This is a genomic window from Duganella sp. CF458, assembly GCF_900113115.1.
Classification (GTDB): Bacteria; Pseudomonadota; Gammaproteobacteria; order Burkholderiales; family Burkholderiaceae_D; genus Rugamonas.
Map to the genome: position 1 here is coordinate 15652 of NZ_FOOF01000019.1, position 15059 is coordinate 30710.

The 15059-nt window shown below is 62.3% G+C and carries 15 protein-coding genes; 4 read left to right on the forward strand and 11 right to left on the reverse strand.

Annotation, left to right across the window (positions count from 1 at the left end; all coding sequences use genetic code 11):
- Nucleotides 1–2 precede the first annotated feature (2 nt).
- A complete protein-coding gene (locus BM269_RS24540) occupies nt 3–1280 on the forward strand; it encodes a metal-dependent hydrolase family protein (RefSeq protein WP_090443588.1) in 1278 nt (425 codons plus the stop codon).
- Nucleotides 1281–1291: 11 nt separating this feature from the next.
- Nucleotides 1292–2803 carry a glycerol-3-phosphate dehydrogenase gene (gene glpD / locus BM269_RS24545; protein ID WP_090443591.1) on the forward strand — a complete coding sequence of 504 codons (1512 nt, stop codon included), beginning with the start codon at nt 1292–1294 and terminating at the stop codon, nt 2801–2803.
- A 64-nt stretch (nt 2804–2867) separates the two neighbouring features.
- Here the strand turns inward: glpD and BM269_RS24550 are convergent, their stop codons facing one another.
- The gene (locus BM269_RS24550; RefSeq protein WP_090443594.1) at nt 2868–4373 is read right to left on the reverse strand and encodes a peptide MFS transporter; all 1506 of its coding nucleotides are present in this window, start codon (nt 4371–4373) and stop codon (nt 2868–2870) included.
- Between the two features lie 183 nt (nt 4374–4556).
- Between BM269_RS24550 and ppnN the strand changes: the two genes are divergently transcribed.
- Nucleotides 4557–5927: a nucleotide 5'-monophosphate nucleosidase PpnN gene (ppnN, locus tag BM269_RS24555; protein ID WP_090443597.1), complete on the forward strand. Its 1371-nt coding sequence runs from the start codon at nt 4557–4559 to the stop codon at nt 5925–5927.
- Nucleotides 5928–5960: 33 nt separating this feature from the next.
- Here ppnN and lysS read toward each other — a convergent pair whose 3' ends face one another.
- The 9 genes from lysS to BM269_RS24605 form a co-directional block, all read right to left on the reverse strand.
- Nucleotides 5961–7499, reverse strand: a complete 1539-nt coding sequence (gene lysS, locus BM269_RS24560; protein WP_090443599.1) for a lysine--tRNA ligase — start codon at nt 7497–7499, stop codon at nt 5961–5963.
- 4 nt (nt 7500–7503) lie between these two features.
- A complete protein-coding gene (locus tag BM269_RS24565; protein ID WP_090443839.1) occupies nt 7504–8163 on the reverse strand; it encodes an HAD family hydrolase in 660 nt (219 codons plus the stop codon).
- Between the two features lie 16 nt (nt 8164–8179).
- A protein-coding gene (gene prfB, locus BM269_RS24570; protein ID WP_139232860.1) for a peptide chain release factor 2 occupies nt 8180–9284 on the reverse strand; the annotation gives its coding sequence in 2 pieces (ribosomal slippage) (nt 8180–9202 and nt 9204–9284; 1104 coding nt in all).
- A 70-nt stretch (nt 9285–9354) separates the two neighbouring features.
- Nucleotides 9355–9741 (reverse strand): DUF6916 family protein, encoded by a 387-nt coding sequence (locus BM269_RS24580; RefSeq protein WP_090443605.1) that lies wholly within the window; start codon nt 9739–9741, stop codon nt 9355–9357.
- Between the two features lie 3 nt (nt 9742–9744).
- Nucleotides 9745–10221: a GNAT family N-acetyltransferase gene (locus BM269_RS24585; protein ID WP_090443608.1), complete on the reverse strand. Its 477-nt coding sequence runs from the start codon at nt 10219–10221 to the stop codon at nt 9745–9747.
- Nucleotides 10222–10227: 6 nt separating this feature from the next.
- Entirely contained in the window at nt 10228–10749 is a 522-nt protein-coding gene (locus tag BM269_RS24590; RefSeq protein WP_090443611.1) for a phage tail protein, read from the reverse strand.
- Between the two features lie 14 nt (nt 10750–10763).
- Nucleotides 10764–11306 carry a phage tail protein gene (locus BM269_RS24595; RefSeq protein ID WP_090443615.1) on the reverse strand — a complete coding sequence of 181 codons (543 nt, stop codon included), beginning with the start codon at nt 11304–11306 and terminating at the stop codon, nt 10764–10766.
- Nucleotides 11307–11325: 19 nt separating this feature from the next.
- Nucleotides 11326–11835, reverse strand: a complete 510-nt coding sequence (locus BM269_RS24600; protein WP_090443617.1) for a phage tail protein — start codon at nt 11833–11835, stop codon at nt 11326–11328.
- Between the two features lie 65 nt (nt 11836–11900).
- Complete coding sequence (locus BM269_RS24605; protein WP_090443621.1) at nt 11901–12512, reverse strand: PEP-CTERM sorting domain-containing protein; 612 nt, start codon at nt 12510–12512, stop codon at nt 11901–11903.
- Between the two features lie 230 nt (nt 12513–12742).
- On the opposite strand from BM269_RS24605, the gene BM269_RS24610 reads away from it, so the two are divergent.
- A complete protein-coding gene (locus BM269_RS24610) occupies nt 12743–14776 on the forward strand; it encodes a bifunctional 2',3'-cyclic-nucleotide 2'-phosphodiesterase/3'-nucleotidase (protein WP_090443624.1) in 2034 nt (677 codons plus the stop codon).
- Here BM269_RS24610 and BM269_RS24615 read toward each other — a convergent pair.
- On the reverse strand, nt 14739–15059 hold the full coding sequence (locus BM269_RS24615; RefSeq protein ID WP_090443627.1) for a DUF2288 domain-containing protein: 321 nt from the start codon (nt 15057–15059) through the stop codon (nt 14739–14741). The two genes, BM269_RS24610 and BM269_RS24615, sit on opposite strands and share 38 nt — an antisense overlap.

Consider the following 15059-nt stretch of genomic DNA (forward strand, 5'->3'; position numbering starts at 1 on the left):
CGATGAGGAAACTGGGAGCAGCGGGCCTGCTGCTGGCAATGGGAGCGGCGAATGCCGCCACGCAGACTGTCAATTGCGGCCGCCTGCTGGACGTAAAGGCCGGCGTATGGCGCGAGAATGTCACGCTCCACATCGAGAATGGCGTTGTGAAGGCGATCGAGCCGGCCAAGGGCAAGGCGGACGTGGACCTGGGCTCAATGTCCTGCATGCCCGGCTTCATCGACATGCACGTGCACCTGACCAGCCAGACCCAGCCCCAGGTCGAAGCCCTGCGCGGCCAGATGACGCTGGACGCCATCGACCGTGCCTACGATTCGGTCGCCTTTGCCGAACGCACGCTCAAGGCCGGCTTCACCACGGTGCGCGACCTGGGCGCCAATGAGGGCCTGAATATCGCCATGAAGCGCGCCATCAACAGCGGCGCCATTGTCGGCCCACGCATGTTCACCTCCGGCAAAGCCATCGCCACCACCGGCGGCCATGGCGACCCAAGCAACGGCAGATCGCGCGAATTGCGCCACCTGCACGGCACACCGGGCCCGGACGAAGGAGTGGTCAATAGCCCTGACGAAGCCCGACAGGCCGTGCGTGCGCGCTACCAGGAAGGTGCCGACGTCATCAAGATTACGGCCACAGGCGGCGTCCTGAGCCAGGCCAGCAGCGGCATGAATTCGCAGTTTGACGACGCGGAATTGAAGGCGCTGATCGCCGCGGCGAGGGATTACGGCTTCAAGGTTGCGGCACACGCCCACGGCGCGGAAGGGATGAAACGCGCGCTGAAAGCCGGCGTGGACTCGATCGAGCACGGCACCTTCATGGACGACGAGACGATCGCCCTGTTCAAGAAAACCGGCGGCTGGTACGTACCCACCATCAGTGCGGGCCGATATGTCGCCGACAAGTCCAGGGAGCCCGGTTATTATTCGCCGCTGGTGCGTCCGAAAGCGGCTGCCATCGGCCCCCAAATCCAGGGCACTTTCGCGCGCGCCTACAAGGCCGGCGTGAAGATCGCCTTCGGCACCGACGCCGGCGTGTTCCCGCATGGCGAGAATGCCAAGGAATTCGCCTATATGGTGGAGGCGGGCATGCCAGCCTTGGAGGCAATCCGTTCCGCCACGCTCGGCGCCGCATCGCTGCTGGGACAGTCCAGCCGCCTCGGTTCGCTGGAGCCAGGATTTGCGGCCGACATCGTGGCGGTTGCGGGCGATCCATTGAAAGACATCACCCTGCTGCAGAAGGTAGGATTCGTGATGAAAGAAGGCGTCGTTTATAAACAGTAGTCGGGGAGCGCATGGCGGACGTAGATTGCGATGTACTGGTAGTTGGCGGCGGGATTAACGGGGCGGGCATCGCGCGCGATGCGGCGGGCCGCGGCCTGTGCGTCGTATTGTGCGAGAAGGACGACCTGGCGTCGCATACCTCGTCCGCTTCCACCAAGTTGATTCACGGCGGCTTGCGCTACCTGGAATACTATGAATTCCGGCTGGTGCGCAAAGCCCTGGCCGAACGTGAAGTGCTGTTGCGCAGTGCGCCGCACATCATGTGGCCATTGCGTTTCGTGATGCCGCATGACGCGGGTCAGCGGCCGGCACTGCTGATACGCGCGGGCCTGTTCCTGTACGACATGCTGGCCAAGCGTGAGCTGCTGCCAGGTTCGCGCGGCATCGACCTGCGACGCCACCCGGCGGGGCGGCCGTTGAAAGAGTCCTTCAGTGCCGGCTTCGAATATTCCGATGGCTGGGTCGACGACGCCAGGCTGGTTGTGCTGAATGCCATGGACGCTTGTGCCAAAGGCGCCTGCATCCTGACCCGCACCAGTTGCGTTGGCGTTGAGCGCCACGCCGACCACTGGGTAGCCACGCTGCGCAAGGCCGACGGTACCGAGAAGCGCATCACCGCCCGGGCGGTGGTTAATGCCGCCGGTCCTTGGGCGCAGTCCTTCATCCAGTCGGCGGGCGGCAAGCAGCAGTCACGCAACCTGCGCCTGGTCAAAGGCAGCCATATCGTGGTGCGCCGCATCTTCGAGCATGACCAGGCCTATATATTCCAGAACAAGGATGGCCGCATCGTGTTTGCCATCCCGTATGAACGTGAATTCACATTGATCGGCACGACCGACCTCGAATACAAGGGCGATCCGCAGCGCGTAGCGATTGAAGAAAGCGAGATCCGCTACCTGTGCGAGCTGGCCAGCGGCTACTTCCGCGAACCGGTGCGCCCGGCCGATGTGGTCTGGACCTACGCCGGCGTGCGCCCATTGCTGGAGGACGCGGCGTCCGATGCGAAAGCCGTGACGCGCGACTACTTCCTGGAAATCGACAAGGAAGGCGCGCCGCTGCTGAACATCTTCGGCGGCAAGATCACGACGTTCCGCAAGCTGGCCGAAGACGCAACGGACATTCTATGCAAGACGCTCGGCCGGCCCGAGAAAAGCTGGACCGAAAAGGCATGCCTGCCAGGCGGCGACCTGTTTGGCGCCGTGCCGCAGAACCGCTCGGTGCTCGAATTTTGCGCCTGGGCCGCCGCGGTGCAGGTGAAGTACGACTGGCTGCCGCAGGAGCTGGTGAAGCGTTATGTGCGCGCATATGGCACGCGGGTCCATACGCTGCTCGAAGGTTGCGCTTCGGTGGCCGACATGGGGGAGGAAATCCTGCCTGGTGTGTACGCAGCCGAAGTGAACTACCTACGCCGCAAGGAATGGGCGGTCAGCGCGGCGGACATCCTGTGGCGCCGCTCCAAGCTCGGACTACACTTGCCGGCAGGCGCCGAAGCCAGGCTCGACGCCTGGCTGGCAGCGAACTGAAACAAAAAAGGCAGCCGAGGCTGCCTTTTTTGTTGCCTGAAAAATGGGGTACGTCCCCATTTTTTTATTTCACGCCGTGCATCAGTTTCTGGATGAATGGGGCGAGGATGAACAGCAGCACGCCGCCGCCGATCAGGATCCAGAAGCCCTGGGTGTAGCCGGTCAGCGCCGATTCCACAGTCATGCCGTGTTCGCCGGACATCATCGATGCGACGATGCCGGACAGGTTGTTGCCGATGCCGGTGGACAGGAACCAGCCGCCCATGCCCATGCCGACCAGGCGGGTCGGAGCCAGCTTGGTCACCATCGACAGGCCGATCGGGGACAGGCACAGCTCACCGATGGACTGGATCACGTAGACCATGAACAGGGTCCAGAACGGGATCATTTTCTTGTCGTCGACCAGGTGGGTCAGCGCGTACATCAGCAGGCCGAAGGCCAGGCCGTTGCCGATAATGCCCAGTGCGAATTTGCGCGGGATCGATGGATTCTGGCCGCGCTTGCCCATCCAGACCCAGATCGCTGCCACAACCGGCGCGAAGAAGATGATGGCCAGCGAGTTGACGGACTGGAACCAGGCGACCGGGAAGGTCATGAAGCCCAAGTCACGGTTCACGATCTGGTCGGCCAGGAAGGTGAAGGACGAACCAGCCTGCTCGAAGAAGCACCAGAACATGATGTTGAAGGCGAAGATCACCATCATGGCGATGGTCTTGTCGCGGGCCACAGGACCGTTGCGCACGCCTTCGACGATCAGCATCACCACCAGGATCAGGAACAGCACGGACAGCACGCCTTGCAGGGCGGCGGCGCCGACTGCCAACAGGGCGTAGACCACCGGGATCACGGCCAGCGCGCCCAGCGAGACGTAAGCGATGCGCTTTGGATCCTTGGCTTCCGGTGCCGGTTCGCCAATGCCCTTCAGGCCACGGCGGCCCAGGTAGAACCAGAACAGCGAAATGATCATGCCAACGCCGGCGGAAATGAACACGATCTTGTAGGCCGGGGTGTCGCCGGTTGCGAACACTTTTTGTGCCAGCAACTGGGTGAAGATCGGGGCCAGGAAGCCGCCGACGTTAATGCCCATGTAGAAGATGGTGAAGCCGGAATCGCGGCGGGTGTCGCTCAGCGAATACAGCTTGCCGACCATGGTCGAGATGTTCGGCTTGAACATGCCGTTACCGACGATGATGGTCGCCAGGCCGAACTTGAAGATTGTCGGGTCGGGGATGGCGATCATGAACAGGCCTGCCGCCATGAAGGCCGCGCCGACCAGGATGGAGCGCTGGTAGCCCAGTACGCGGTCGGCGACATAGCCGCCGAACAGTGCGCCGGCATATACCAGTGCCAGGTAGGAACCGTAAGTCAGGTTGGCCGCGGCCTGGCCCGATGCATCGCCACCGTAGAACTGCGAAACGATGTACAGCACCAGTGCCCAGCGAATCCCATAAAACGCAAAGCGTTCCCAGAATTCAGACATAAACAGCATCCAGAGCGGAGCAGGGTGACCCATGATCTGCTTGAATTCAGGGATTTTAACCTCGGTGGTTTGCGTCGTAGGACCGCTCATGCGGTTTCTCCTGGTCGAAAAAAAGCCGAATTGTAATCCACCCCGCACCGTTAAAGGATAATTTCGCGTGCTGCATAGCAGCAATGTGGTATGTTTGCCAAGCTTGTGTCTGTGAATCAGCACAGCATGGGCGTATATTGCAAGTGCAGTCCCCGAAAAGTTAAATAAAAGGATTTACGTATCATGGACAGCAACGTTGTCGATACTCTCATCGCTCCGGAGGGCAGGCTGGAAGTCCTGTCCAAGGCGGAGGTGGTCCAGCTGCTCGACTCGGGCAAGGGCGGCCTCTATAACATCTTCCGCAACTGCGCCCTGGCGGTGCTGAATTGCGGCAGCACGATCGACGATGGAAAGGAATTGCTGGATCGTTTCAAGTCGTTTGACATCAACATCCTGCAGCGCGAACGCGGGATCAAGCTGGAAATCAAAGGTGCGCCGGCCATCGCTTTCGTCGATGGCAAGATGATCAAGGGTATCCACGAGCACCTGTTCGCGGTGCTGCGCGATATCGTCTTCGTCAGCAACGAAGTTACCGGGAATCCGAAGTTCGACCTGGCCCGCAGCGAGGGCATCACCGATGCGGTGTTCCATATCCTGCGCAATGCGAATGTGCTGAAGCCGCAGCTCAATCCGAACCTGGTGGTGTGCTGGGGCGGCCATTCGATCAACCGCGCTGAATATAACTATTCGAAGGAAGTGGGCTACCAGCTTGGCTTGCGTGGGCTCGATATCTGCACCGGCTGCGGTCCGGGCGCGATGAAGGGTCCGATGAAGGGCGCCACTATCGGCCACGCGAAGCAGCGCTTTACCGGCGGGCGTTATCTGGGCATCACGGAGCCGGGCATCATCGCGGCCGAATCGCCGAACCCGATCGTGAACGACCTGGTCATCATGCCCGACATCGAGAAGCGGCTGGAAGCGTTCGTGCGCGTCGGTCATGGCATCTGCGTGTTCCCCGGCGGCGCCGGCACGGCCGAGGAGATTCTTTATATCCTCGGCATCCTGCTGCACCCTGATAATGCGGAAATTCCGTTCCCGCTGATCTTCACCGGACCGGAAACGGCGCGCGAATACTTCGTGCAGATCAATGAGTTCATCGGCCTGACCCTTGGCCCGGAAGCACAGAAACGCTACAAGATCATCGTCGACGATCCGGAACTGGTGGCGCAGGAGATGCAGGAAGGGATGAAGCAGGTGCGCGAATTCCGTAAATCGCGTTCGGACGCCTATTATTTCAACTGGGCGTTGAAGATCGACGACGAGTTCCAGCGCCCGTTCGCGCCGACACACGAAAACATGCGCAACCTGAGCCTGCACAAGAACCAGCCGGTGCACGTGCTGGCGGCCAACCTGCGCCGGGCGTTCTCGGGCGTGGTGGCGGGGAATGTGAAGGAAGAGGGCATCCGCACTATCGAGAAGTACGGCCACTTCGAGATCCACGGCGACAAGGAAATCATGGGGCCGATGGACGCGTTGCTGGCGTCATTCGTGGCGCAGAGCCGGATGAAGCTGGCGGGCAAGGCATACACGCCTTGCTACCGGGTGATCCAGTAATTAAACAGGGCCGCGTCGAGCGGCCCTTTTTTATCAGTCTTCCTTGCGCAGGTGCGGGAACAGCAGCACGTCGCGGATGTTTGGCGAGTCGGTCAGCAACATCATCAGGCGGTCGATGCCGATGCCGCAGCCGCCGGCAGGCGGCATGCCGTATTCCAGGGCGCGGATGAAGTCGGCGTCGTAGTACATCGCTTCGTCGTCGCCGGCTTCCTTGGCCTTCATCTGGGCCAGGAAACGCGCCGACTGGTCTTCCGCGTCGTTCAGCTCCGAGAAGCCGTTGGCGATTTCGCGGCCGACCATGAACAGTTCGAATCGTTCGGTGATGCCTTCGCGGGTGTCGGAAGCGCGGGCCAATGGCGACACTTCGATCGGGTAGTCGATGATGAAGGTCGGCTCCCACAGTTGCGCTTCGGCGGTTTCTTCGAACAGCGCCAGCTGCAGCGCGCCCAGGCCGGAGGTGGCGAATGGCTTCACACCGAATTTCAGCAGCTCGGCCTTCAGGAAGTCCATGTCGTTCAGCTGCGCTTCGGTGTAGCCCGGGGCGTACTTGTTGATGGCGCCGCAGATGGTCAGGCGCTGGAACGGCTTGGACAGGTCCAGTTCACGGCCGCCGTAGGTCAGCACGGCAGTACCCTTGGCGTCGACCGCCGCCTGGCGGATCACCTTCTCGGTGAAGTCCATGATCCATTCGTAATCGGTGTAGGCCGCGTAGAACTCCATCATGGTGAATTCAGGGTTGTGGCGGACCGACACGCCTTCGTTACGGAAGTTGCGGTTGATTTCGAACACGCGGTCAAAGCCGCCCACCACCAGGCGCTTCAGGTACAGCTCGGGAGCGATACGCATGAACATCTGCATGTCCAGCGCGTTGTGGTGGGTAATGAAAGGCTTGGCCGATGCGCCGCCCGGGATCGGGTGCAGCATCGGGGTTTCGACTTCCATGAATTCGTTCGCTTCCATGAAGCGGCGGATCGAGGAAATCGCAGCGGTACGCGCCTTGAAGGTGCGACGGGTTTCTTCGCTGGTGATCAGGTCGACGTAGCGCTGGCGGTATTTGGTTTCCTGGTCGGCCAGGCCGTGGAACTTGTCCGGCAGCGGACGCAGGGCCTTGGTGATCAGCTTGACTTCGCTGACCTTGACGGTCAGTTCGTCGGTCTTGGTCTTGAACAGGGTGCCGGTGACACCCAGGATGTCGCCCAGGTCCCAGCCGCGGAAGGCTTCCATCGCCTCTTCGCCGGTGGTGTCCAGGGTAACGTAGATCTGGATGCGGCCGTCGGCTTTCTGGCCGGAGGAGTCCTGCAGGGTGGCGAAGGCGGCTTTCTTGCCGGCTTCGCGGCGCAGCATCATGCGGCCGGCAATGACCACGGGAACCGGCTCGGCTTCCAGTTCTTCACGGGTCTTCTCGCCGTACTGGACGTGCAGATCGGCAGCCTTGTGCTGAGGGCGGAAATCGTTAGGGAAGGCGACGCTCTGTTTCTCGCGGATGGCGGCCAGCTTGGCGCGGCGCTCGGCGATGATCTTGTTGTCGTCCTGGCCTGGCGCCTGGTCTTGCACTTGGTTTTCCGTAGTCATGGTTTTAATGGTTTGTCAGTGTATTGATGTCGATTTCGCTGAAGTCGCGTGCAATGCAGATCACATTGTCGAACGCCTTAAACGCTTCAGCAGGCAAAGTGGTTGTCAGGACGACGCAGCGCATGCCGGCTCGGCGCGCTGCTTCCACGCCCAAAGGCGCGTCCTCGAACACGATGCAGTGCGCCGGATCGGCGCCGCAGCGTTCGGCCGCCAGCAGGAACACGTCGGGTTCCGGCTTGCCGCGTTTGACGTCGGCGGCGCCGACGACGGTGTCGAACAGTTCGCGCACACCCAGGCCGTCCAGCGTGAAGTCCACGTTGCAGGGCGGGGCGGCGGTGCCGACCGCCAGGCGGATGCCGGCAGCCTGCGCTGCGCTCACCAGGGCGCCGAATCCTTCCACGGCGCGCAAGTGGGGAGCGTAGATTTCGCGGTACAGCACTTCCTTCTCGTCGATCAGCGCGGTCACGTCGTCATGCGCCAGGCCCTCGCCGAGGTATTGGCGCATGATTTCGTGGCCGGTGCGGCCGGCGGTGGCGGCAAAGAATGCCGCTTCGTCGACGGCATGGCCGCGGCGGCTGAAGAACTCCAGCCACGAGCGGGTGTGAAAACCCATGTTGTCGACGATGGTGCCGTCCATGTCGAAGATGAAGGCGCGCTGCTGCATGTCGTCCATTGCGCTATCAGATGCCTTGCTTCAGGGACGCGGAGATGAAGTCGTCCAGGTCGCCGTCCAGCACTTTGCCGGTGTTGCCGGTCTCGAAGCCGGTGCGCAAGTCCTTGATGCGGGACTGGTCCAGCACGTAGGAACGGATCTGGTGGCCCCAGCCCACGTCGGTCTTGGAGTCTTCCAGCGACTGCTGCTCGCTCATGCGCTTGCGCAGTTCCAGCTCGTACAGCTTGGCCTTCAGCATGTCCATCGCTTCCGCCTTGTTGCGGTGCTGCGAGCGGTCGTTCTGGCACTGCACCACAATGCCGGACGGGCCGTGGGTAATACGCACCGCGGAGTCGGTCTTGTTAATGTGCTGGCCACCGGCGCCCGATGCGCGGTAGGTATCGATGCGCAGGTCGGCCGGGTTGACCTCGATCTCGATCGAGTCATCCACTTCCGGGTACACGAACAGCGACACGAAGGAGGTATGGCGGCCGCCCGAGGAGTCGAACGGCGATTTGCGCACCAGGCGGTGCACGCCGGTTTCGGTGCGCAGGTGGCCGTAAGCGTATTCGCCTTCGACTTTCAGGGTGGCGGTCTTGATGCCGGCAACTTCGCCTTCGGACTCTTCCAGCACCTCGGCCTTGAAGCCTTTGCGGTCGCAATAGCGCAGGTACTGGCGCAGCAGCATGGACGCCCAGTCCTGGGCTTCGGTACCGCCGGCGCCGGCCTGGATGTCGATGAAGCAGTTGTTCGGGTCCATCGGATTGCTGAACATCCGGCGGAATTCCATCTGCTCGATGGTCTTCTGGATGTCGGCGGTATCCGCAATCACGGCTTCGAGCGTGTCGTCGTCGCCTTCTTCCTTGCCCATCGCGAACAGTTCGTTCATGTCGCGCAGGTCGCTCTCTGCCTTCTGCAAGGTCAGGACCACGCCTTCGAGGGCTTTTTTCTCGCGGCCCATGTCCTGGGCCTTTTTCGGGTCATTCCAAACGGCCGGATCTTCGAGTTCGGCGTTCAGTTGTTCCAGTTTCTCCGACTTCTTATCGAAGTCAAAGATACCTCCGAAGTTCGGCTTCGCGGTTGGTCAGGTCCGCGAGCAGGTTGGCGAGGGAATTGATGCGTTCAGCTTCCATGGTTTTTCAGGTCTGATAGTTGTTAAATCGAACCTGAAATTATACCTCAGAGGCTGGCGCATCGGGCAGCTCATACGAGGAGACTGTATTCGGCGCGGTAGAGGGCGCCCGGACCGGTTGCCGGGCCGCGGCCGGCCGGCTCCATGAAGATGGACAGGCGGCCGGCCAGCGGGTTGTCTATTTCGTAAATCCCGGACACGAGCCCGGGCTCGCCGGTGAAGAGCAGCGTGAATTGCTCCTGGTGCGGCACGGCTTTGCCGGGCCGCACGGCAAGCAGGTCGAGCGAAGTACCGCGTTTGCCCTGGAAGGCGATGAATTGCTGGCCCACCAGGCTGCGGAAGCCGGCCAGGCGCAGCGTGGTCGGCGTCGGCGGCAGCGCGGCCAGCGATGCGGCGCATGCTACGGCCGGGGCGCCGGCCAAAGTTCCAGCGGCGAGAAGGAAGTTGCGACGTTCCATGACTTATTCCTTTAACAAGATGGGGTGCCATTCCATGGCGATGTACAGGCCGTCCGTTTCGCCCGGCTGGAAGCCGAGGCGGCGATACAGGGCGCCCGCCGGGTTGTCTTGTAAAACGTGCAAGTGCAGCGGCAGCCCTGCGCGCTGGCTCCTGTCCTGCAGCCGGGCCAACAGGCGATACCCGATGCCCTGACCCCTGAACCCGGGCAGCAGGCTGATGTCGACCAGGCGGATCTCGTCGTGGCTGCATGCCACATACAGGCGGCCGGCGGCGACGCCATCGGCAAGGACGACGCTTTCTTCCATGTAAGGGAAGCGGCGGCGGTAATCGGTGAGCTGGGCTTCATATTGCAGGCGGACCAGCATCGCCTTGACGCTGTGGTCGAGGACCGCCAGGTCCCCGCGCGTGCTATCCACCAGCGCCAGCAGGAAGGCATGGTCGCCGGCTTCGACCGGCCGCAAGGTGAGATGGCTGCTCATCGGTGATCAACTGCGCGGCGGGAAAATCCCGCTCAAGGCAATGATGAAGTTGAGCACCAGGTAGGGCTGGAGATTGTTATGCGCGCTATTGCCGCCTGCCATGCCAAGCGGGCCTTCCGGCGATGCTGCCATCGACGTGGCGTCGTGATACGGTGCGCTGATCGTCACAGGCTTGGCGAGCAGGGCGTTGGCCGGCGATTGCACCGAGGCCGTTGCGCTGGAGGCGGTCATGCCATGGCCGTGTGAAGGCAGCTGGAGTACCGTCAGCGTGGCCGCCGCCTCGCCGCCCTGTTCGCCCAGGTCGCGGGGACTGAGCCCCGGGCCGGCGCCGGCATGCATGGGAGTGCGTTGGCGCAGGTCCGGCAGGGCGAAGTTGGTTTTGCCATTGCCGCCGTAGGTCGTGCCGAGAATGGAAAACAGTGCGGTGTTCTGCGCAATGGGAAGGAGCTGGCCATTGCACATGGCCCAGCCCACGGGTGCGAAATTACCGCTGAAGATCCGGATTTCGCCGATATAACGCTCTGCCATGCTGAACTCCTCGACTAGCCCTGCGAAGGGAAGATGCCTTCAATGGCGATGATGAAGCTGACCGCCAGGAAGGGCGCCATATTATTGTGAGGCTGGTTGCCGCCTGCCGGCTGGATCGCCTGGGAGGACATGGCCACCGCGGCGGAGCCGGCCGGCGCGTAGAACTTCGGCTTGGAGGGCGCTGCCGGCACATACGCCGTTGGTCCGCTCAGGTTGATGCCGGTGCCGGTGGCGGGCGGCAGCGCGGTGCTGGCGCTTGCGCTGTGATTGTGTGACGGGATCTGGTTGCCGGTTAGTGTCACGCTTTCGACGCCCGCTTGCTGGCCGATGACGTAACTGTTTCCGGTTCCTGGCTGGGTGCCCTGGTGCAGCGGCACCCGTCCGCGCAAGTCGGGCAGGGCGAAAGTGGTTTGACCATTGCCGCCGTAGGTGGTGCCGATCAGGGCAAACAGGGCGGTGTTTTGTGCAATCGACAGCAGGCTGCCGTCGCAAAAGGCCCAACCGAGGGGCGGGAAATTACCCGCGAACAGGCGAATCTCGCCGATGAAGTTATCCATGCGCCGGCTCCGGTCTGGTTCAGCTCTGCGAAGGGAAGATGCCCTGCAGCGCGATGATGAAGTTGATGGTCAGGTAGGGCTGCATATTCTCGTGCGGCTGGCTGCCGCCGGCATTGCCCACCGTGTTGGCCGCCAGCGTGGCTGTGCCGTCCTGCGGGGCGTAGTAATTGAGCGCGCCGGCCTCGACATTGCCCAGCACGCGACCGCTTGGATCGGCCTGGTGGCTGACGGCCGTGGAGATGCCGAGGCTGTGGGTGTGCGCGGGCATCTCGTTGGCGACCAGCGTGTGGCCGGCTTCACCTCCCTGCTGGCCCAGGTTGAAGCCGGCATCCATGTGGACCGGCACCCGGCCGCGCAAATCAGGCAGGGCGAAGGTGGTCTGGCCGTTGCCGCCATAGGTGGTGCCGAGAATGGAGAAGAGCGCCTGGTTCTGGTTGATCGGCAGGATCTGCCCATTGCAAAGGGCCCAGCCCTTGGGGGCAAAGTTAAATCCCGTCATCCGGATTTCTGCGAGATACGGTTCGGACATGCAGCCTCCTTGCAGGTGCGAGCGCCCCCGCCGGGGCGCTGCGGCCGTTTCAGTGGATGGAAAGGTCAGGAGCGGTGGGTACGGCGACGGCTGAAGCGCAGGGCGGCCAGGCCGCCGGCCAGCAACGCCAGCGTGGCCGGTTCGGGCACGCCAGGGTCGTTGGGGCCGCGCAGGAACTCAAGGCTGATGTTGTCGAGCTGGTTCCAGTAGATCGGGTCGTTGTTGAAGTTGCCGAACTCGAGGAGCGTGCTGCTGGACAGCGCCGTCACGATCAGGGTGTGGGAGCTCCAGTCGCCTGTGATATTGCTTTCGTTGAAGACAGTGGTGGCGCCGAAGTTGACCTGGGCTCGGTTATCGGGCGGAAATTGCGGGTCGGTGGTCCAGCGCTGCAGGTCGAACTTGAGCTGGTAAGTGGCGCCGGCGATGGTGGTGATTGTCTGGCGCAGGAAGCCAAGCTGGGCGGTGTTCAAGTCGCCAAAGACATTGTTGGTATCGTCGGCCAATGGCGAACCGGTCACGTCGACGCCAAACGCCTGGCCGCCGCCGCCCGGGCTGGAAAGCGTCCACATGCTGTAGTCGGCGGTTTCGAAATCGCCATTCAAGACCAGGTTGGGGCCCGCTTGCGCATATGATGCGGTGAGGAGAAGGATCGAGGCGAGCGCGGCATGCAGTTTCATGATCTCTTCCTTTTGGCGGATGGCTGAAAGTTGAGATGGATCATACGTCCGGGTATTGACAATGGAACATTTATTTGCGTCAACGTGGCGCTTTTGCAAAGATTCAATATAATTTTGCAAGTTGGTTTGCGGCGCACCAGAGTGCAATGTGCAATTCTTTGGATTGCAAGAGCAATATCAATGGCGCATGGCAAATATTCATCACTAAATTTCAATTCAAAAGACAGTTAATGCGCATCCTTTTCATCGTGCCGCTGGCCGCCTTGCTGGCCGCCTGCAGCAGCATTCGAGCCCCCGCGCCGCAAGGCTCGAAAGCCACGTTCGCGATCCTTGAGACGACGGATCTGCATGCCAATGTCCGTAGTTACGACTACTACAAACTGGCGCCGGATGCCGCGCTGGGGCTGGAGCGCACGGCGACCCTGATCCGCCAGGCGCGCAAGGAATTCCCGAATTCGCTGCTGCTTGATAACGGCGACACGATCCAAGGCACGGCGCTGGGCGACTATCAGGCGCTGGTGGCGCCGGTCGGTTGCGGTCAAACGCTCGCCATCTACAAGGCCATGAACGCGTTGGGCTTTGAAGGCGGCTCGGTCGGCAACCACGAATTCAACTGGGGCCTGGATTTCCTCGGGCAGGTCACCGCCAGCCATTTTGGCGCGGAAGGCGCCAACGTTCGCGCCCAGCCCTGTGCCGGGCCTTCGTTTCCGATGGTGCTGGCGAATGTCGTCGACGCGCGAACCGGCATTCCGTTGTTCGCGCCTTACCGCATCATCGAGAAGCGGGTGAGCGCGACCGGGCCGGATGGCAAGCCACTGGCGGCGACCGTCAAGGTGGGCATCATCGGTTTCACCACGCCTGCCATCATGGGATGGGACAAGCGCTGGCTGGAGGGCCGCGTGCGCACCGAAGGCTGGCGCGAGACCGCACAGCGTTACATTCCCGAGATGCGCGCCAAGGGGGCGGAAGTGATCGTAGCGATTGCGCACGCAGGACTGGATGGTGCCGCGTATGCGCCGTCGATGGAGAACGGCAGCCTGTACCTGGCCCAGGTGCCGGGCATTGATGCGCTGTTGCTGGGGCACTCGCACGACGTGTTCCCGAATGCAGCCGGCAAGGCGGCCGGCTTCAACCTGCCGGATGTCGACAAGGTCAACGGGCGGGTGCATGGCGTGCCGACCGTGATGCCGGGCCTGTGGGGCAAGCATCTGGGCGTGATCCAGCTTGCGCTGCGCCACGACGGCCGGCGCTGGATCGCAGATGCCGGCGCGGCGAAGGTGGAAACACGCAGCATCCAGCGCCCTGACCGCAGCTTCGTTGAGCCGGATGCGGAGCTCGCCGCGCTGGTAAGGGCCGAACATGAGGCGACCATCGCCTACGTCAAAACGCCCATTGGCGATACTGACTTCCGCATGTCAGCTTACTTTGCCGACGTCGGCGACGTATCGGCGATCCAGATCGTGAACCAGGCGCAGGCCGACTATGTGCGCCGTCACGTCCGGGCCAACTTGCCGCAATATGCGCAGTTGCCGGTGTTGTCGATGTCCGCGCCATTCAAGACCGGCGCTGCGGGCGTGGCCGATTACACCGACGTCGCTCCCGGCAATATGGCCCTGAACAACGCCGCCGACCTTTACCTGTACCCGAACGACCTGCATGCCGTGAAAATCGACGGCGCGACGCTGAAAGCCTGGTTGGAGAAGTCCGCCGGCCGCTTCAACACCATCGATCCAACGCTCAGCGAACCGCAGGAGCTGGTGAATGCGGGCTTCGCAGGCTTCAATTTCGACATGCTGACCGATCCCGACGTGCGCTACCAGATCGACGTGACGCAAGCGCCCGGCCAGCGCATCAAGGGACTGGCCTGGCGCGGCCAACCGGTACGCGCAGAGCAGGAATTCATTGTCGCGACCAATAACTTCCGCGCCAGCGGCGGAGGCGGCTTCCCGGGACTCGATGGCAGCAAGACCATCTTTGCTTCGCCCGACAATAACCGTGCGGTGCTGATCGCCTATATCAAGTCAGTGCGGCATCTGGCGCGTGCCGCCAATGGCTCGGCGCGCAGCTGGCGTTTTGCGCCGGTCAAGAGCAAGGGTGCGGTGGTATTTCGTTCAGCACCGGGCAAGCTGGCGCTGGCGCGTGAAGCCGGGCTGGCCGGCATATCGGTGCTGAAGGAGGAAGATGGAAGCGGAAAAGGCTACGCGCTGTACGCGATCGACCTCCGCTTCAGTGAGGCTTCCGCTTCTCCTGCTGGACGAGAATAAACGGGCTGACGACGCTGGCCCACAGGTTGGCGTCGCTGGCGATCCATTCCTGGCATTGCTGGTCGGAGACCCTGGCGACCTTGCCGGCTTCCATCCAGGCCGCGATGCTGGTTTTGTCGTCGTGGGCGATGCGCACGGCGACGTCCACCAGGTCCAGTTCATCGGCCACCCACACCACATTGCCCTGGGCGAAGTGCTTGAGCAATTCGCTCCATGGAATGCGGGCGGTTTCGCGGTTCACTTTGGCGCGGAGTTCCGCGTCTTTTTCTGGCTTCAGCTGCAT

Excerpts from the sequence above, each read along its gene's own strand:
- BM269_RS24540 (WP_090443588.1), top strand. The coding sequence starts at position 3 with ATGAGGAAACTGGGAGCAGCGGGCCTGCTGCTGGCAATGGGAGCGGCG.
- glpD (WP_090443591.1), top strand. The coding sequence starts at position 1,292 with ATGGCGGACGTAGATTGCGATGTACTGGTAGTTGGCGGCGGGATTAAC.
- BM269_RS24550 (WP_090443594.1), bottom strand. The coding sequence starts at position 4,373 with ATGAGCGGTCCTACGACGCAAACCACCGAGGTTAAAATCCCTGAATTC.
- ppnN (WP_090443597.1), top strand. The coding sequence starts at position 4,557 with ATGGACAGCAACGTTGTCGATACTCTCATCGCTCCGGAGGGCAGGCTG.
- lysS (WP_090443599.1), bottom strand. The coding sequence starts at position 7,499 with ATGACTACGGAAAACCAAGTGCAAGACCAGGCGCCAGGCCAGGACGAC.
- BM269_RS24565 (WP_090443839.1), bottom strand. The coding sequence starts at position 8,163 with ATGCAGCAGCGCGCCTTCATCTTCGACATGGACGGCACCATCGTCGAC.
- BM269_RS24580 (WP_090443605.1), bottom strand. The coding sequence starts at position 9,741 with ATGGAACGTCGCAACTTCCTTCTCGCCGCTGGAACTTTGGCCGGCGCC.
- BM269_RS24585 (WP_090443608.1), bottom strand. The coding sequence starts at position 10,221 with ATGAGCAGCCATCTCACCTTGCGGCCGGTCGAAGCCGGCGACCATGCC.
- BM269_RS24590 (WP_090443611.1), bottom strand. The coding sequence starts at position 10,749 with ATGGCAGAGCGTTATATCGGCGAAATCCGGATCTTCAGCGGTAATTTC.
- BM269_RS24595 (WP_090443615.1), bottom strand. The coding sequence starts at position 11,306 with ATGGATAACTTCATCGGCGAGATTCGCCTGTTCGCGGGTAATTTCCCG.
- BM269_RS24600 (WP_090443617.1), bottom strand. The coding sequence starts at position 11,835 with ATGTCCGAACCGTATCTCGCAGAAATCCGGATGACGGGATTTAACTTT.
- BM269_RS24605 (WP_090443621.1), bottom strand. The coding sequence starts at position 12,512 with ATGAAACTGCATGCCGCGCTCGCCTCGATCCTTCTCCTCACCGCATCA.
- BM269_RS24610 (WP_090443624.1), top strand. The coding sequence starts at position 12,743 with ATGCGCATCCTTTTCATCGTGCCGCTGGCCGCCTTGCTGGCCGCCTGC.
- BM269_RS24615 (WP_090443627.1), bottom strand. The coding sequence starts at position 15,059 with ATGCAGCTGAAGCCAGAAAAAGACGCGGAACTCCGCGCCAAAGTGAAC.